This is a genomic window from Tardiphaga sp. (assembly GCF_041424195.1).
GTDB lineage: Bacteria > Pseudomonadota > Alphaproteobacteria > Rhizobiales > Xanthobacteraceae > Tardiphaga.
The window spans coordinates 65,635-82,665 of record NZ_JBGMOE010000101.1 but is presented as its reverse complement, the minus strand read 5'-3'; the positions used below and the strand labels follow the sequence as shown (position 1 = coordinate 82,665).

Annotated in this window: 14 protein-coding genes; 3 read left to right on the top strand and 11 right to left on the bottom strand. The window is 64.3% G+C overall.

All coding sequences use genetic code 11. The features are described 5' to 3' along the window. Window positions 1-464 precede the first annotated feature (464 nt). From ACEK02_RS15050 to recG, 5 genes are all read right to left on the bottom strand, one after another. Window positions 465-1,103, bottom strand: coding sequence for a DedA family protein (locus ACEK02_RS15050; protein ID WP_371422471.1), 639 nt, complete (start codon window positions 1,101-1,103; stop codon window positions 465-467). Continuing rightward, window positions 1,100-1,690 carry a class I SAM-dependent methyltransferase gene (locus ACEK02_RS15045; RefSeq protein ID WP_371422470.1) on the bottom strand — a complete coding sequence of 197 codons (591 nt, stop codon included), beginning with the start codon at window positions 1,688-1,690 and terminating at the stop codon, window positions 1,100-1,102. The genes ACEK02_RS15050 and ACEK02_RS15045 overlap by 4 nt, the downstream gene beginning before the upstream one ends. A 139-nt stretch (window positions 1,691-1,829) precedes the next feature. Continuing rightward, window positions 1,830-3,194, bottom strand: a complete 1,365-nt coding sequence (locus tag ACEK02_RS15040; RefSeq protein ID WP_371422469.1) for a sensor histidine kinase — start codon at window positions 3,192-3,194, stop codon at window positions 1,830-1,832. After that, window positions 3,191-3,865, bottom strand: coding sequence for a response regulator transcription factor (locus ACEK02_RS15035; RefSeq protein WP_371422468.1), 675 nt, complete (start codon window positions 3,863-3,865; stop codon window positions 3,191-3,193). Before ACEK02_RS15035 ends, ACEK02_RS15040 begins: the two co-directional genes overlap by 4 nt. Window positions 3,866-3,959: 94 nt before the next feature. Beyond that, a complete protein-coding gene (gene recG / locus ACEK02_RS15030; protein ID WP_371422467.1) occupies window positions 3,960-6,065 on the bottom strand; it encodes an ATP-dependent DNA helicase RecG in 2,106 nt (701 codons plus the stop codon). A gap of 178 nt (window positions 6,066-6,243) precedes the next feature. Between recG and ACEK02_RS15025 the strand changes: the two genes are divergently transcribed. Both ACEK02_RS15025 and mfd read left to right on the top strand, forming a co-directional pair. Continuing rightward, a complete protein-coding gene (locus ACEK02_RS15025; protein ID WP_371422466.1) occupies window positions 6,244-6,534 on the top strand; it encodes a succinate dehydrogenase assembly factor 2 in 291 nt (96 codons plus the stop codon). Then, window positions 6,531-10,049, top strand: coding sequence for a transcription-repair coupling factor (gene mfd, locus ACEK02_RS15020; RefSeq protein WP_371422465.1), 3,519 nt, complete (start codon window positions 6,531-6,533; stop codon window positions 10,047-10,049). The genes ACEK02_RS15025 and mfd overlap by 4 nt, the downstream gene beginning before the upstream one ends. A gap of 56 nt (window positions 10,050-10,105) precedes the next feature. Here mfd and ACEK02_RS15015 read toward each other — a convergent pair whose 3' ends face one another. The 4 genes from ACEK02_RS15015 to ACEK02_RS15000 all read right to left on the bottom strand — a co-directional run bounded on the left by ACEK02_RS15015 (window position 10,106) and on the right by ACEK02_RS15000 (window position 15,235). Then, window positions 10,106-10,498, bottom strand: a complete 393-nt coding sequence (locus ACEK02_RS15015) for a PRC-barrel domain-containing protein (RefSeq protein WP_371422464.1) — start codon at window positions 10,496-10,498, stop codon at window positions 10,106-10,108. A 73-nt stretch (window positions 10,499-10,571) separates the two neighbouring features. Next, complete coding sequence (locus tag ACEK02_RS15010) at window positions 10,572-11,807, bottom strand: GGDEF domain-containing protein (RefSeq protein ID WP_371422463.1); 1,236 nt, start codon at window positions 11,805-11,807, stop codon at window positions 10,572-10,574. Window positions 11,808-11,913: 106 nt separating this feature from the next. Further along, the gene (locus tag ACEK02_RS15005; RefSeq protein WP_371422462.1) at window positions 11,914-13,431 is read right to left on the bottom strand and encodes an AMP-binding protein; all 1,518 of its coding nucleotides are present in this window, start codon (window positions 13,429-13,431) and stop codon (window positions 11,914-11,916) included. Between the two features lie 4 nt (window positions 13,432-13,435). After that, complete coding sequence (locus ACEK02_RS15000; RefSeq protein WP_371422477.1) at window positions 13,436-15,235, bottom strand: extracellular solute-binding protein; 1,800 nt, start codon at window positions 15,233-15,235, stop codon at window positions 13,436-13,438. Window positions 15,236-15,529: 294 nt separating this feature from the next. On the opposite strand from ACEK02_RS15000, the gene ACEK02_RS14995 reads away from it, so the two are divergent. Beyond that, window positions 15,530-16,345: an invasion associated locus B family protein gene (locus ACEK02_RS14995; protein ID WP_371422461.1), complete on the top strand. Its 816-nt coding sequence runs from the start codon at window positions 15,530-15,532 to the stop codon at window positions 16,343-16,345. 72 nt (window positions 16,346-16,417) lie between these two features. On the opposite strand, the gene ACEK02_RS14990 is transcribed toward ACEK02_RS14995, so the two are convergent. Next, entirely contained in the window at window positions 16,418-16,726 is a 309-nt protein-coding gene (locus tag ACEK02_RS14990) for a type II toxin-antitoxin system RelE/ParE family toxin (RefSeq protein ID WP_371422460.1), read from the bottom strand. Continuing rightward, a complete protein-coding gene (locus ACEK02_RS14985; RefSeq protein WP_371422459.1) occupies window positions 16,716-16,991 on the bottom strand; it encodes a type II toxin-antitoxin system ParD family antitoxin in 276 nt (91 codons plus the stop codon). The genes ACEK02_RS14990 and ACEK02_RS14985 overlap by 11 nt, the downstream gene beginning before the upstream one ends. Between the last annotated feature and the right edge of the window lie 40 nt (window positions 16,992-17,031).

Sequence of the window (17,031 nt, the reverse complement as noted above, 5' to 3'; positions counted from 1 at the left end):
TTGCCCGACGTTCCGCCTGCGGTGTTTTGTCGGCTTGCTGAATGCTTGCCCAGGCAACCGATCAAGGTCACCCTTGTTTGGCCCTGCGCGACAGGGCCGGGGGAGCGCAGCTCTTGGGCCGGACGCGTTTCGAATCTGGTCGTCCGTCACTTGATCCGCAGGCCCGTTCCATCCGCAACCAGGCCATGCCGCCTGTCCCAGTGGTATCCTGACCACAGGCGATGCGGCCTGCCCGCAGACAGCCGGTACCCACACATCCCGTGACGCCGCATCTCCGGCGTCCACCGCATCCCGCCCCGCAATCGTGACGATCGCGATCGCCCCTCTCGGTGGGGCAGGACGGAAGGGAAAATAAACCTGATGGGGATGTTGTCAATATGGATAGGAAAAAAATGTTTGGGTGCCTCATGCTGTCATTCCGGGTTCAGTCCGGCCCGCTTCGGACGGCTGGCCATGACATCGTTCTAGCTGGCTGCCGGGCGGCGGCGTGATGTGCGCCGGTTGAAGCGGCGCCAGCCCCATACGATCAGGGCTTCCAGTCCGATCAATGTCGCCACGACGATCAGTGCCGCAAAGGCGGGGTCCGAATTGTGGTCTCCGATCCAGAAGCCGAGCGCGAGCAGCGGCCCGGCCCATGCGAGGCTGCCGACAAACGTTCCCAGCAGAAATCGCGGGAGGGAGACGCCGAGCACCCCTGCGGGAATCGCCATATAGACCCTAATCACGGGCAGCGTCTGGCCGACCGCGAGGATCAGGACCAGGTTTCGTTGAAACGCAGTTGCCGCCCACTGATAGCGGGCAGGGGTCAGCCCGATATAGGGACCGAAGCGTCTCACGAATGTCGCGCTGCGCCGTTCTCCGAGGAGCAGGCCGACGCCATACCAGCACAGCGAACCGGCCGTTGAGCCGATCGCGAGTGCGAGGATGCTTGATGTGAGGTCGCTCTGCTTCGCAGCGACGACGATGCCGATGACCACGAATGCGACGTAAGACGGCACGAACGGAAACAGCTTTTCGGCGATGCCAAGCCCGATGATCCCGACAGCACCAATGTGAACGCAATTGATGACAAGATCGGCGAGTTCTGTCGCTATCGCGCTCATTCTGCCACCTGGGCGACGGTCTGGCGGCGCGTAATGCGATAGACGGAGGCGGGCGGAACGTTCATCAGCACGCGACCGACACAGGAAGCCTGAAGGCCGAGCTGTTCGAGCTGCCAAGGACTGATCGGACAGCGGACCCCGTAGGTGAACTGATACATCACGCCGTCGGATCGGAGGCTGTTGAAGGCGCCGGCCAGGATCGCGTTGACCTTGTTTGGCGGCATGTTGAGCAGCGGAAGTCCGCTGACGACGGCGCCGAATGTTGCGGGTTTGAAGACCTTTTGCGGAACGATCCATGAGGCGTCCATCCACAATACGCGTGCATGCGGAAATCGCTGCTGCAACAGTCGCATGAAGTCCGAGCCATATTCGATGAGCGTCAGATCACCTTCCCTCACGCCTTGCTTCAGCAGTGCCTTCGTAAAGACGCCGGTGCCGGGGCCGAGCTCGAGCACCTTGCCGGTCGCGCCGTTGATATCGCGGGTGATCATGTTGGCAAGGGCAGACCCGGACGGTGCAATTGCTCCGACGGTTCGGGGGGCTGATGCGAGCGATCGGAAGAAGAGCAGGAGGCCGTTTGCAGTCATGTGAACTATCCATTGCAAGTGCATCGACGCCGACGGTCGTCGGCGGTGCATGTGGTATGTGCAGTGGAGATTGAGCGAACATGACGTGACGTTCCTGACGTTGCAATAAAGAGGCGGAGATATTCAACATGCATCGCTGCTAGCGTCGGGACCGCAAGCCGAAGGCCATGGTGACGCGCGTGCCACCATTCGGGCCGTCCTGAATATCGACCATGCCGTCATGGAGCCGAACGATCTCGCGAACCAGATTGAGTCCGAGGCCGGCGCCACGCGAGCCGCTGTTGATCCGGTAGAACGGCTCGAAGACGCGTTCTCGATCATTCGGTGGGACGCCGGGGCCTTCATCGGTCACCGAGACGGAAGACGCCGTGACGCTGACGACTATTTTTCCGTGGCGCCCGCCATATTCGATCGCATTATGGATCAGGTTCGCGAGTGCGCGCTCCAGTGCCCCTTGATCCCCTGACAGCGGCGCCTGCTTCACGCTGCTCTCGAATGCGATCTCGTAGCCTGCTGCGATGGCAAGCGGAGCGAGATCCGACGTCACATGCTGCGCGACGTCGACGAGGTCGATATCCGACTGCGGCGTCGCGGTCTGCTTCAACCGTTCGCTGTCCAGCAGTTGTTCGGCGAGCGTCGACAGACGGCGGACATCCTCGAGTAAACGGGCCGTATGCGGTCCGGGTTCGGTCGACTCGATCCGGGTTTGCAGAATGGCAATAGGTGTCCGTAATTCATGGGCGGCATCGACCAGAAAGCGCTGGCGGCGATCGAAGCCCTCGTCGAGGCGGCGCAATGCATCGTTGATGGCCACGACCAGCGGAACGATCTCGCCGGGCACGTCGTCCAGCGTGAGGCGCGCGCCGCGTTTGTCGGTATCGATCCGTTTGGCCTGCGCTGCCGTGTGGCTGAGACCGAGCAGCGCGCGTCTGACCACGATAGGCGTGGCAACGAGAGTCGTCAGGGCCATCATGGCAAGAATCGGCAGCACCACGCTGAGAAACAGCGTTGCGACGGCGGCGGCGAAGCGGTGCCACGGCACAGTGCCGCCGGAGCCGGCGAGAATTTGAATGCGGCCTGCTGCGCTGCTGACCCAGCGCATGCGTGCCGTGGCGCGGGGAGCATCGCCGATATTCCAGCCGAGGCGGGCCTGGCCGACGTCATCGAGCGCATCGCCTATGCGCGCGAATTCCGGCGGTACGTTACCTTGCGAGACGCGATGGCCGTCCTTGTCCCTGACGAGAAACCATAGTTCCGGCATTCTGGCGCGCTGTTGCGCCAGAGCCGGCGTGTCGCGCACGATGATGGCGCCTGCCTGATCGCGCGCGACGGCATTCTCGATCACATTGATGGTCTCGTCCTCGGGTTCGAGCGAGACGATATAGCCGCCTGCCCACAACACGCTCACCACGGTCAGGACCAGTCCGGTCAGCATCAGCGCCTGCAGGCCGACGAGTCGACTGACCAACAGCCATCGCAACGACTTGCCGCGGATTCTGTTCATGGCGCGCGCTTGATGAGATAGCCGATGCCACGAATGGCGTGAATTTCCACCCCCGAATTGGCGTCGGCCAGTTTGCGGCGGAGGCGCGAGACGTGGGTATCGAGAGCGTTGGACTGGATCTCGTCGTCGAAGCCATAGACCGCTTCTTCGAGGGCGGACCGCGCGACGGTTCGGCCGGAGCGCCGCAGCAACGTTTCGAGCACCAGCAATTCACGGCGCGGCAAGGTGAGGTCGATACCCGCAACGCTCGCCTGGCGATGCTCGGCGCTATAGGCGAGACGGCCCAGTTGCAGGAGTTCGGCCGGCATATCGCTTGGCCGGCGCATCACGGCGCGCAGCCGCGCCAGTAGTTCCTCGATCGCGAATGGTTTGCCGAGATAGTCGTCAGCGCCGGTATCAAGCCCGGCCACGCGATCGGCAAGGTCGCCACGGGCCGTCAGCACGATAATGGGGGCCTGCAGGCCGCTGGCCCTCAATTTTGGTATCAAGGTGAGCCCGTCGCCATCGGGCAACTGGCGATCGAGCAGGATGGCGCCATAGGTGTTGGCGAGCAGGGCCTCCTCGGCCATGCCGATCGTCGCAACGCGGTCGACCACCATGTCGTGGCCCTTGAGCGCGGCCGCGAGCGCCGCTGCCATTTCCGGTTCATCCTCGACGAGGAGTACGCGCACGCAATCACCTTTTCGCCACAAGCCAAGGTCCAAACCTAAGTGGGGAACATTGCGGCAACGTTACGGACCACCAAGGCCGCTGAGCTGAAGCGGGCTATCCCGCACCGATCAGCGGGATCGCCTCGTCGCGTTCGTACAGATACAGCAAGCACCGCAGCGCCTCGCCGCGCTCGCCGGTAAGTTTCGGATTGTCCTGCAGGATCCGCAGCGCTTCGTCGCGCGCCTGCGTGATGAGCTGTGCATGAACCTCGGAGCGCGCGATGCGGAAGCCGGGCATGCCGCTCTGACGTGTGCCGAGTACATCGCCTTCGCCGCGCAGCTTGAGGTCTTCCTCGGCAATGCGGAAGCCGTCGGTGGAGTCCTTGATGACCTTGAGGCGCTTGGTGGCGATCTCGCCGAGCGGTTCGCGATAGAGCAGGAGACATGTGGACGCCTCCGAGCCGCGGCCGATGCGGCCGCGGAGCTGATGCAACTGCGCGAGACCGAAACGCTCGGCATTCTCGATCACCATGATCGTGGCGGCGGGGACATCGACGCCGACTTCGACCACCGTCGTGGCGACGAGAATCTGCGTCTCGCCCGCAGCGAAGCGCGCCATCGCCGCATCCTTTTCGGCGCCTTTCATCCGGCCATGAACGATTCCGACCTTGTCGCCGAAGCGCTGCTGCAGGCTTTCGAAGCGTTCCTCCGCATTGGTGAGTTTCGGGCCGTCCATTTCGGACTCTTCCACCAGCGGCACGATCCAGTAGATCAGCTTGCCGTTGTCCACCGCGCGGCCAATGCCGTCGATGACTTCCTGCAGCCGGCTTGCCGACATGGTGCGGGTCTCGATCGGCTGGCGGCCCGCAGGCTTTTCGCGCAGTTCCGAGATGTCCATGTCGCCAAAGTAAGTCAGCACCAATGTGCGCGGGATTGGGGTTGCCGACAGCACCAGCACATCGACGGCGCTGCCCTTGTTGGTCAGCGTGAGACGTTCGCGGACGCCGAAGCGATGCTGCTCATCGACGACAGCCAGCGCGAGCGCCTTGAACTCCACATCGTCCTGGATCAGTGCGTGGGTGCCGACGATGAAGTCGATCTCGCCGGCGGCAAGCCGCGCGAGGATATCCTTGCGTTCGCGGCCTTTCTCGCGGCCGGTGAGGATGGCAACGCGCAGGCCCGCGCGCTCGGCCAAGGGCGCGATGGTCTTGATATGCTGGCGCGCGAGGATTTCGGTGGGGGCCATCAATGCGGCCTGCTTGCCGACTTCCGCAACGGCGGCGGCTGCCAGCAATGCCACGACGGTCTTGCCGGAGCCGACATCGCCCTGCAGCAGCCGCAGCATGCGCAGCGGCTTGGTGAGATCGTCGGCAATGGCGGCGGTCGCCTGCTGCTGCGATTGCGTCAGCGCATAGGGCAGGGCGTCGATGATCTTGCGGCGGATGTGGCCATCGCCGGCATTGCGATCGCCGGCGGGACGGCGCAGTTGCGCGCGCACCAGCGCCAGCGCGAGCTGGCCGGCGAGCAATTCATCGAAAGCGAGGCGCGACCAGAACGGGCCGTCCGGCAGGACGTCGGTGGTCTCCACCGGCACATGGACGCGCTGCAGGGCTTCCGCCAGCGACGGGAACTTGCAGCGCCTGATCACTTCGGGGCTGATCCATTCCGGCAGCGCCGGCAGCTTGGTCAGCGCCTGCGCAATGGCCTTGCGCAGCGAGGTGATCGCGAGACCCTGGGTGAGCGGATAGACCGCGTCGATGCCCGTGAGTTTGGCGAAGCCTTCCTCGTCGACGACGCGGTCGGGATGGGTGATCTGCAGCATGCCGTCGAACAGCTGCGTGGTGCCCGAGACGTAACGCTTCTCGCCGACCGGGAGCAGCTTTTCGATCTGGCCGGGATAGGTGCGGAAATAGGTCAGGACCACCGTGCCGGTGTCGTCATGGGCATAGACCAGATGCGGCGCGCGGGAGCGGCCGGGTGGCGGCTCGCGATGGCGATCGACGGTGACTTCGAGGGTCACCATGGCGCCGATCTCGGCCTCGTTGATCTTCGGCCTGTCGCGCCGGTCGATCACGCTGACCGGCAGATGCAGCAGGAGATCGACGATGCGGGGCGTCTCGGCGCGGTCCAGCAGGAAGCGCAGCAGCTTGTCCTGCTTCGGCCCGATGCCGGACATTGATGTGACCGGGACGAACAGGGGATTGAGCACTTCAGGGCGCATCAGGACGACTCAGGTGGCCAGCACGGCGAGAGAGCTACGGTATTTGCGAGAGTTGGATGCATTTCAAGGCGAAAGCAATGCGTTATGAGGTGCTGACAGGGGCGGGAGCGGGGGCTATATGAGCCTGCCCGGCACGTCCGGGCTTTCTGCGTTTGCGGGTTTTGGGCGGGATGGACAGATGACGGGAACGACACGATCGAGCAATGGCCTGGATGACCGCCGCAAGCGGCTGCTGTTCCGCTGCTGGCACCGCGGCACGCGCGAGATGGATCTCATTCTGGGCCGCTTTGCGGATGCCGAGATCGGCATTCTGGCGGATCTCGAACTCAAGCAGCTCGAAGACCTGATCGGCCTCGAAGACCCCGAGCTCTATCCGGCCTTTGTCGGCGATACCCAACTGGACGAGCAGTACCGCACGCCGCTGTTCGAGCGCATCAAGCAGTTCCGGAATCTGGACAAGCCTCTATGAAATCCCCCGTTGCCTCGCCGGCCGCACAGCTTGCGCCGGGCCGTGCGCTGACCTTTGCCAATGTCGCCGAGGGGGCCGAGGGCCTGATCGTTGCGGATCTGGCGCGCGCGGTTGCGGCCAAGCCGAAGCCGCCGGCGGTGAGCCTCACCGTGATCTGCCGTGACGGGCCGCGGATGCAGCAGCTCGCGCGATCGCTGGAATTCTTCGCACCGGACCTGCCGGTGCTGCAGTTCCCGGCCTGGGACTGCCAGCCTTACGACCGCGTGTCGCCCCATGGCGGCATTCTCGCCCATCGCATGACCACGCTGGCGCGGCTGTCGCGCCTCACCGGCAGCGACAAGCCGATGATCGTGCTGACCACGGTCAATGCCGTGGTCCAGCGCGTGCCGGCCCGCGAGATCGTCGCGGCGCAGGCGCTGTCCGTGGCGCCCGGCCATGTGGTGCCGATGGATAGCATCGTCGCCTGGCTCGAACACAACGGCTACACCCGCTCCGGCACGGTGCGCGAGCCCGGCGAATATGCCGTACGCGGCGGCATCCTCGATCTGTTTCCGGCCGGCCTCGACCAGCCCGTGCGGTTCGACTTCTTCGGCGACAGTCTGGAATCGATCCGCACCTTCGACGCCGAGACCCAGCGCACCCATCTCGACATGCGCGCGCTCGATCTCGTGCCGGTGTCGGAATTCCAGCTCATCACCGAAACCATCCGCCGCTTCCGCATGGGCTATGTGGCGCAGTTCGGCGCGCCGGAACGTGACGACCAGCTCTATGAAGCGGTCAGCGAAGGCCGCCGTCATCCCGGCATGGAGCACTGGCTGCCGCTGTTCCAGGACCGGATGGACACGCTGTTCGATTATCTGCCGGGCACGCCGGTCGCCATCGAGCCGCAAAGTGAGGATGCCGCCACCGAACGCTTCAAGCAGATCGGCGACTATTACGAAGCGCGCCGCGAGGCCATGGGCATCCCGGGCGGCGGCGCGATCTACAAGCCGCTGCCACCGGAGCGGCTCTATCTGACCGACAGCGAATGGCACAAGCGGCTGGATGATCTCGCAATGGCGCGGTTGTCGCCGTTTGCCGTGCCGGACGGCACGCCGGGCGTGGTCGATGCGGGCGCACGGGCTGGCCGCAACTTCGCGCCGGAACGCGCCGACGCCAATGTGAACGTGTTCGAGCGCGTGGTCGCGCATATCCAGGCGTTGCAGGCGGAGCGCAAGAAGGTCGTCGTCGCGCTGTGGAGCGAAGGCTCGCGCGACCGCATGGCGAGCATGCTGAAGGATCACAAGCTGCTGAACCAGCAGATGGTGAATTCCTGGCGCGCGGTGCAGGCGACGCCGCGCAACGAGACCATGCTGGCCGTGGTCGGCATGGAGAGCGGTTTCGAAACCGACCAGATCGCCGTGATCAGCGAACAGGACATCCTCGGCGATCGCCTGGTGCGGCCGCGCAAGGCCAGCCGCAAGCTCGACAACTTCATCTCGGAGGTGACGAGTCTCGCCGCCGGCGACATCGTGGTCCATGTGGAGCACGGCATCGGCCGTTTCGTCGGGCTGCAGACGTTGCAGGTCGGCGGCGCGCCGCATGACTGTCTCGAATTGCGCTACGCCAACGAGACCAAGCTGTTTCTGCCGGTCGAAAACATCGAGCTGCTGTCGCGCTACGGCTCCGATCAGACCAATGTCGAGCTCGACAAGCTCGGCGGCTCGGGCTGGCAGGCGCGCAAGGCCAAGCTCAAGAACCGCATCCAGGAAATTGCCGGCGAACTTATCAAGATCGCCGCCGAGCGGCATCTGCGCGAGACCGAGCGGATCGTCGTTCCGCGCGAGCAGTATGACGAGTTCTGCGCGCGCTTTCCCTATGAGGAAACCGAGGACCAGCAGACCGCGATCAACGCCGCGCTGCACGATCTCGAACATGGCAAGCCGATGGATCGCCTGATCTGCGGCGATGTCGGCTTCGGCAAAACGGAAGTGGCCATGCGCGCCACCTTCGCTGTCGCCATGGAAGGCAAGCAGGTCGCCATCGTGGTGCCGACCACGCTGCTGGCGCGCCAGCATGCCAAGAACTTCACGGAGCGCTTCAAGGGCTTCCCGGTGAATGTCGCGCAGGCCTCGCGGCTGGTGACACCGAAGGATCTGACCGCGACGAAGAAGGGCCTCGCGGACGGCTCCATCGACATCGTCGTGGGTACTCATGCGCTGCTCGGCAAGTCGATCAAGTTCAAGGACCTCGGCCTCGTCGTGGTCGACGAGGAACAGCACTTCGGCGTCACCCACAAGGAGCGCCTGAAGCAGCTCCGCGCCAATGTCCATGTGCTGACGCTCTCGGCGACGCCGATCCCGCGTACGCTGCAACTCGCGCTGACGGGCGTGCGCGACCTGTCGATCATCGCCTCCGCGCCGGTCGATCGTCTCGCCGTGCGGACCTTCGTCGCGCCGCACGATCCCCTGATGATCCGCGAAGCGCTGCTGCGCGAGCGCTATCGCGGTGGGCAGGCATTCTATGTGGTGCCGCGCATCGACGATCTCGCCGAGGTGAAGGACTTCCTCGACAAGCATGTGCCGGAGATGAAGGTGGCCGTGGCCCATGGCCAGATGGCGCCGACGGTCATCGAGGACATCATGTCGGCCTTCTATGACGGCAAATACGATATCCTGCTGTCGACCACGATCGTGGAATCCGGCCTGGATATCCCCAACGCCAACACGCTGATCATCCACCGCGCCGACATGTTCGGCCTGGCGCAGCTCTATCAGCTGCGTGGCCGTGTCGGCCGCTCCAAACTGCGCGCCTATGCGCTGTTCACGCTGCCGTCGACGCACAAGATCACCGGTCAGGCGGAGCGTCGCCTGAAGGTGCTGCAGTCGCTGGAAAATCTCGGCGCAGGATTCCAGCTCGCCTCGCACGATCTCGACATTCGCGGTGCCGGCAATCTGCTCGGCGAAGAACAGTCCGGTCACATCAAGGAAGTCGGCTTCGAACTGTATCAATCGATGCTGGAAGAGGCGATCCTGGCGCTCAAGTCGGGTATCTCCGAGCCGGTCGCCGACCGGTGGTCGCCGACGATTACACTCGGCATGCCGGTGATGATCCCCGACGATTTCGTCGCCGATCTCTCGGTTCGCCTGTCGCTGTATCGCCGGCTTGCCGATCTCGAAACCGACGACGAGATTGCAGCCTTCGCCGCCGAACTACGCGACCGTTTCGGCGTTCTGCCGGACGAGGTGCGCTATCTGTTCAAGATCGCGGCCATCAAGGCCTATTGCCGCCGCGCCAATGTCGAGAAGGTCGATGCCGGTCCGAAGGGCGTTGTCATCTCGTTCCGTGACAACAGCTTCGCGCAGCCGGAGAAACTCGTGTTCTTCATCAGGCAATATGGTCAGGCCGCCAAAGTGCGTCCGGACATGAAGGTGGTGTTCCTGCAGGATTGGGGAACGCCGGAAGAACGTCTCGAAGGCGCAACGGAAATCCTGCGCGCGCTGGCGGGGCTCGCGGAAAGCAAGAAGGCGGCGTAACACAAACGGCCGCCGGCATTGCTGCCGACGGCCGCTCGTTCAACGACTGATAGTACTTACTTCGGATACTTGAATTCCGGAGCGGCCTTCAGCGCTTCCTTGGTGGTGTTCATGGTCGCCACCCACTTGTTGTCCTTGTTCAGGCTCACCTTCACCGAAGCCGGCGAGACTGCGACGTAGTGTTCGCCCATGCCCAGGAAGCCGCCGACCGACAGGATCAGGGCGTCGACCTGATTGTTCTTGATGGCGAGATCGCTGATCTCCCCGATCGTCTCATCCTTCTGGTTGGTGATGTTCAGGCCCTTGAGCTTGGACGAGAACATCTCCTCCTTGGAGACGGTCGAGAACTTTGCCTCGGCGGGCGCAGCGCCCGTTGTGGTGGTCGACTGCGCGAGAACCGGCGTGGCGAGAAGGGCGAGGGAAGCGGTGATGATTGCGAGCTTTTTCATTATCGTTGTCTCCATTGCAGATGCACCTACAATGCGACAATCGATACTTCGTTCCGGATTTTATTTCTGGAACTTATGACGCAGCGCGCTGCACGTCCCCGCCGTGCAGGCGAGCCAGCAGCGACTTCGCGGTATCCGTTGGCTCCATCGTGATGACGGCCACGTGGGGATCGTTGCGCGCATCGCGCTTGGGTCCATGCATGGTGTGCTTCATCACGCTGGAGAGTCGCCTGGCGATCATATGGGCGTTGCGCTGGCCGGTTTCCGCGAAGGCGACCACGATGGAGCCGTCGTTCTGCAGCGTGCCGAAATCCATCCGCCGCATCAGCCGGCTGATGATCCGCGCAGCGTCGCGCTGCGCGCGCAGCGGGATGTTGTCGAACGAGAACCGAGCCATCGACAGTCCGCCGCCGCGAGTTTGCGTGTGATAGACCGCGGTTGCGATGTCGCGTTCGAAGGCTGCAATCGTCAGCAGGCCGGTGGCGGGATCGAGCAGCCCGTCGGATTCGATCGACTTCAAGGTGCGGCCGAGACGTGCCTCGAAGGCGTGCTGGCGCAGCAGCGGCAGCGCCGTGGCCGCGACGGTGTCGGCGTCTCCGACGACCAGTTCGAGATTGGCGAGATCGTAGCTTGGCGTCAGGCCGGGCACGGTGACGACAACGGGCAGATTGCGGAAGCGCGCGTCCTCGGTGAGGACAGTGAGAAACGCGTCAACGACGCGTGTGCTGAAGCCTTCGCCGATGACGATGCCGTCGAGGTCGCGCGCATTGAGATGCTTGGCGGCGGCCTCGATGCTGAGCGCGCCGACCACGCCCACCCGTTCGCCGAGCGCAACGGACAGGGCGGGATAACCACCGCCGCGGCCGATCAGCATCACGGTCGCATCGTCCAGCGGGTCCGACTGCAGGGACATGCGATGCAGGTTTTCGGCGGTCAGGCGCCGCATGACCGTGGCATGTAGCGTGCGAAGGCGAAGTGCGTTGCGCAACCGCGCGCTGAGCCGATCGAAATTGCCGGCGGTCTGCGTGAGCGGGATCGCGTGGCCGGGCAGGTCCGTGACCGGATCGATCGCGATCAGCGGCACATAAGGCTGCTTGGCGCCGAGGCGCTTCGCCAGCGCCTGGAAGGTCGGCATATCCCCGGCGGAGGCCGACACGATCACAGCGGCCGGCTGCACCCGTGCCACCGCATCCAATGCCTCGCCCCACGTCGCATCGACCACCGGGAAGATGTTGCTCTCCGCCAGTGCGGTCGCAAACGCGGCCGGCTGCAGGTTGGAGACGGCGACGATCGTGGCCTGGTCGGACATGCTTGGCTGCTACCTCTGACGCGAAACTGATCGCGGCAGGCTAGCCGGACGTCCTTAATGCAGGGTCAATGAGATCCGTTGCATTTTCCGGACCGCTCTTCCTCGCTCAGTCCGCGGCGGCACGGTCGCGGAAGGCCTCGACCATCAGCGGATTGAGGCCGAGCTCCGTGAGGGCGTCGCGGGCGCGCCCGTTATTGCTGGCGCGGCCGGCGAGCCGGTAGCCGCTGAGGCGATCCGGCAGCGCGGTCAGCATGGCGTTCTCGCCAAGACGCCTGGCCCATTCGTTGAGGTCCTGCGCCAGGAAGCGATAGCCGCCGACGGCCATGATGCCGGAAGGCGGCGCGGTAATATTGATCGCGCCGGTCGCGCGATCGAGCCGGGCCACATAGCCGGTATCGACATAATCGAGCGGCTTGGCGGGGATCAGTGCGTTGCTGGCGTCGGCCTGGGCCGTATAGGCCAGCACCGGCACCATGGGACCGCGCAGGCCCAGCGTGCCCCTTGGCGTCAGCATGATGTCGCCGGCGATGGAGGAGCCTTGCTGGGCCCGCGGTGCGCCGTGCGGGCCCGGCATGATGGCCACAGGCAGGCCGTCGCCGCCGCGGATGGCACCGAACAGACCGGCTTCGCCAAACAGATAGACGTCGGTGAACGAGGCCTGCGAACCGGGCCACGCGGACGAGGCCGCGACCTGTTCAGGCGCCCGCCACAGGCCGAGCACGTAACGCAGCACCGGCGAGCGATCCAGCAACCCGCCTTCGGCAAGACGCTGTGCCAGCGGTGCCGGCGCCACCAGCACGTCGCAGGCATTGGCCGCGATGCCGCGTTCCAGCGCGGTATTGTCGAACGGATGATGCAGGGCCAGCACGCCGCCGGACAGCAGCCAGGTTACCAGCGATGAGGCGACGCTCGCGAAAGACGACGGCACCATCGCCGACATGATCGTGGCGCCCTGCGGCATGCCGCTTTCCAGGAACACGGCGAGGCCACCGGAGATCAGGTTGAGATGGGTGCGTGGCACCGCGCGGAAGCCATCGGACGTGACATCGAAGGAGACGATGGCCGCGCGGCGGGCGTCCTGCGCCGCGAGCGTGGGCTCCACGAACTCACCGGACACCACGGCGTCGAGCGGGGTCATGCCTTCCGGCAGGTCGCTGCCGAAGCCGCCGACATAGCGGATCGAGAAGGCTTCAGCCGCAGCATTCATGACGAGGTCAGCATGGCTGACGCCGTCGATCTTGCTCGACGTCACCAGCGCCCGCGCGCTGCAGCGATTCAGCGCCATGGTCAGATCGGCCTGTCGCCAGAGCTGCGGCAGCAAAGCGACGATCAGGCCGGCGCGATGCGCGGCCAATACGGTCAGGACGAATTCAATGGTGTTTGGCAGCTGGACGGCGATGACCGAATTGGCGGGGAGACCGGCCTCCATGAAATGTGCCGTCAGCGCTGAGATCGCCCGGTCGGCATCCGCAAAGGTCAGCCGCTGCGGCTCCGTCGCCGTGATGCGCAGCTTGTCGGCAGGATCGACCAGCGCCAGCGCCTGCGGCTGCCGGCTGAGGATGCGACGAAACAGGCCGTCGAGGGTGGGCGAGGCATTCGGCGTAGGCGAGGTGGATGCGGTCACGGTGTCACTTCCGGTTCGGCGGCGAAGCTGGCAGCGTTCTGGCCCACCACGTCTCCGGCAAATAGCCAGACAGTGCGATGGTCGAAGGTCGTTCTATCCGATTCCATCGCGCAATCCATTGCTCGCCGACATAGTAGAGCGGGATGGCGTAGAAACCCGCGATCAGTGCGCGGTCCATGGCACGGACAGCATCGACGAAGGGACCGTGGTCGCGGGCCTCCAGCATGGCCGAGATCATGGCGTCGACGGCCGGATTTTTCGCGCCCATATAGTTGCGGGTGCCGGGATTGTCGGCGGCTTCCGAGCCCCAGTAGAACGACTGCTCGTTGCCCGGCGACAGCGACTGGTCCCAGCGGTTCTGGATCATGTCGAATTCGAAATTGATGCGGCGCTGGTCGAACTGCACGGCATCGATCGAACGGATATTGGCATTGATGCCCGCGCGCTTGAGATCGCGTGCATAGGCCAGCGCGATGCGTTCCTGATCGCGGGTGGTGACGAGGATCTCGAAGGCGAGGGGCGCCTTGTCCGCCTGCCGCCGCAGCACGTTGTTTACAAGTTCGTAGCCCGCGTCCTTGAGCAGTGCCAGCGCAGCGCGCAGCGCGGGACGGTCACGGCCCGAGCCGTCGCTGACCGGCAGGCGGTAGCTGCCATCGAGGATGTTGGCGGGTATATCTGAGGCGTAGGGCTGCAACAGCGTTCGTTCGCGATCATCCGCGGCACGCATATAGGCAGAGAGATCCGAGCCCGCGAAGAAGCCGGCCGAGCGGGCATAGAGGCCGAAGAAATAGGTGCGGTTGATCCATTCGAAATCGAACAGCAGCGTCAGCGCCTGTCGCACGCGAATATCGGCGAACATCGGTCGCCGTGTGTTGAACACCAGAAATTCCGACGGCTTCGGCAGGCCGGTCTTGATGCTGTCGCGGATCACTTCGCCGGAGGTGGCGGCCGGGAATGTGTAGCCGTCGTGCCAGCGCAGCGGTTCGTTCTCGACGCGGAAGTCGTAGAGGCCGCGCTTGAAGGCTTCGAAATGGGTGTTGGCCTCGCGGTAATAGTCGAGGCGGATCTCGTCGAAATTCCACAGCCCGCGATTGACCGGCAGGTCGCGGCCCCAATAAGCGGGATTGCGGGTGAGGGTCACCGCTGCGCCCGGCTTCACACCCGTCACCGTATAGGGCCCGGAGCCCAGCGGCGGCGCCATCGAGGTTTCCTCGAACGTGTCGGGATTGACGGCGTGTTTCGGCAGCACCGGCATCAGGCCGAGGATCAGCGGCAATTCGCGATCCGCCTGGCCGCCGAAGTCGAAGCGCACCGTGCGTTCGTCCAGCGCCTCGGCCTTGGCCACCTTCGAATAGTACTGCCGGTGATTGGGCCGGCCCTTGTCGCGCAGTAACTGCCAGGAGAACAGCACGTCTGCAGCAAGCACGGGCTTGCCGTCGGAGAACGTCGCCCTGGGATTGATCCGGAACGTGACGAAGCTTCTTGCATCATCGGTCTCGACGCTTTCGGCGAGCAGGCCATAAAGCGTGAAGGCCTCGTCCTGGCCGCGAGTCATCAAGCTCTCGATGACATAGCCGCGCATCTGCGGCACCGCGATGCCCCGGACGATGAAGGGGTTGAGGCTGTCGAAGGTGCCGAGAACGCCCTGGACCATGCGGCCGCCTTTCGGCGCGTCGGGATTGGCATAGGGCATCTGCCTGAAATCGGCTGGCAGGGCCGGGGCGCCATGCATGGCGATGGCATGGCTGGGATCGGCCTGTGCGGAATCGGCCACCGGGCCGGCCAGTGCCGTCCAGCAGGCCAGCGCCGCGATCAGTTTGCGCAGGGGCGAAAGACCCTGTGCATCTGTGCGATTTGATTCGGTTGATTTCACAGAGGAACTTTACCATGGCTGCCCGCCCCGAACCCGTGCCATGCATCAAATAGGGCTGGCACCATTGATCTTTTCGTCGGCCGCTGTATTGAAAGCGGACAATTGACGAGGACGGCGCGGCCTGTCACGTAACGGCCGTAATTGGCACCGAGACACCCGTCAACGGGTGACTGTCAGCGCCGCCTCCGGGATATGAGCGCCTCCGTTCAGAAAGGGTTTTCCGCAATGAATTTCCGTCTCTTGGCTGCGTCGGTTCTGCCGCGCGGGCGGGGCTTCGCGCTTCTGGCGGCGACGGCCTTGACCGCCACGTTGATTGCTCCGGTTGCGCATGCGCAGGCACCTGCGCCCGGCGCACCTGCCGCGGCCCCGAAGGCGGCTGCGCCCAAGGCTGCACCGAAAGCCGCTCCGAAGGCCGCTGCTCCGGCCGCTCCCGCAGCCCAGGCCCCGGCCGCAGGCGCGCCCCCGGCCGATCAGCAGGTTCAGCTGATCTACGCACCCTGGACCAAGTTCTGCCTCAAGGGCCAGGACGCCAATGCCAAGCAGGTCTGCTTCACCGGCAAGGACGGCCGCATCGAGTCGGGCCAGCCCGTCATCGCCGCCGTCATCATCGAGCCGGAAGGCGAACCGAAGAAGATCCTGCGCGTGACCCTGCCGCTCGGCATGCAGCTCGTGCACGGCACCCGCGTGATCGTGGACAACAATGCCCCGGCGCAGAGCCCGTATGTGATCTGCTTCGCCAACGGCTGTATGTCGGATTACGAAGTCACCCCGGAACTGCTGGCCAATCTGAAGAAGGGCCAGAACCTGATCGTTCAGGCGATCAATTCCAACGGCGCACCGCTGACGCTGCCGCTGCCGCTGGCCGAATTCGCCAAGGCCTATGACGGCCCGCCGACCGATCCGAAGGTGTTCGAAGAAACCCAGAAGAAACTGCAGGAAGAGCTGCAGAAGCGCGCTGCGGAAGCCCGCGCCAAGCTCGAAGCCCAGCAGCCCGCAGCTGGCGCAGCAGCGGCGGCTCCGGCCAATCCGGCCGCCAAGTAGGCTGGTTCAACAGACAAACGAAAAGGCGCTCAGAAATGAGCGCCTTTTTTGTTGGGTTGAGGAGGCGTTCTCCTATCGGCGTCTTCGGAGTTCGCTCTCGAAATCCCGTCCACCATAGGCGATGCTGACGATCTCAACCTGGGTTTTCAAAACCCGAAATGCGATCGTCACGCGGCGCTCGAAGCCGATCGTCCGTAACCCCTTCAGGATGTCATCGGGGCGCCTGCCACGCTCGGGAAAATGCTCCAGCGCGAGGCAGGTCTCGTAGATGCGATCGAGATAGCCATTGGCGATCTGGGGGCTTGCATGAAAGGCGATATATTCGCCCAGCTCGATCAGCTGTTTCTCCGCATGTCGGCGAAAAACGACCTTATGCGCCACGTGCGGAGGATTTTGTCTTCCGGGCGATCCGAGCGCGAGCCCGCTTGAACACCTCATCGATGGGAGTGCTGGGACGCTTGTCGGCTATCGAGGCCTTCACATCCTCGCGTAAAACTTCGTCGACTAACGCATCGCGTTGATCGAGAGCGCGGAGAGCGTCGCGAACCACATCGCTGGCGTCATCGTAACGGCCGGACTCCAGATGGCGCTGCAGGGATTTCTGCTGCGCGCCGAGTTTGACGCTGATTACCTTACCGGGCGCCATACAACTGCTCCTCGCCAGCGACAAACTTACCACAATCCTG

Bases quoted from the DNA above. Each gene is read 5' to 3' on its own strand.
- ACEK02_RS15050 (WP_371422471.1), bottom strand. From the start codon at position 1,103: ATGAGCGCGATAGCGACAGAACTCGCCGATCTTGTCATCAATTGCGTT.
- ACEK02_RS15045 (WP_371422470.1), bottom strand. From the start codon at position 1,690: ATGACTGCAAACGGCCTCCTGCTCTTCTTCCGATCGCTCGCATCAGCC.
- ACEK02_RS15040 (WP_371422469.1), bottom strand. From the start codon at position 3,194: ATGAACAGAATCCGCGGCAAGTCGTTGCGATGGCTGTTGGTCAGTCGA.
- recG (WP_371422467.1), bottom strand. From the start codon at position 6,065: ATGCGCCCTGAAGTGCTCAATCCCCTGTTCGTCCCGGTCACATCAATG.
- ACEK02_RS15025 (WP_371422466.1), top strand. From the start codon at position 6,244: ATGACGGGAACGACACGATCGAGCAATGGCCTGGATGACCGCCGCAAG.
- mfd (WP_371422465.1), top strand. From the start codon at position 6,531: ATGAAATCCCCCGTTGCCTCGCCGGCCGCACAGCTTGCGCCGGGCCGT.
- ACEK02_RS15015 (WP_371422464.1), bottom strand. From the start codon at position 10,498: ATGAAAAAGCTCGCAATCATCACCGCTTCCCTCGCCCTTCTCGCCACG.
- ACEK02_RS15010 (WP_371422463.1), bottom strand. From the start codon at position 11,807: ATGTCCGACCAGGCCACGATCGTCGCCGTCTCCAACCTGCAGCCGGCC.
- ACEK02_RS14995 (WP_371422461.1), top strand. From the start codon at position 15,530: ATGAATTTCCGTCTCTTGGCTGCGTCGGTTCTGCCGCGCGGGCGGGGC.
- ACEK02_RS14985 (WP_371422459.1), bottom strand. From the start codon at position 16,991: ATGGCGCCCGGTAAGGTAATCAGCGTCAAACTCGGCGCGCAGCAGAAA.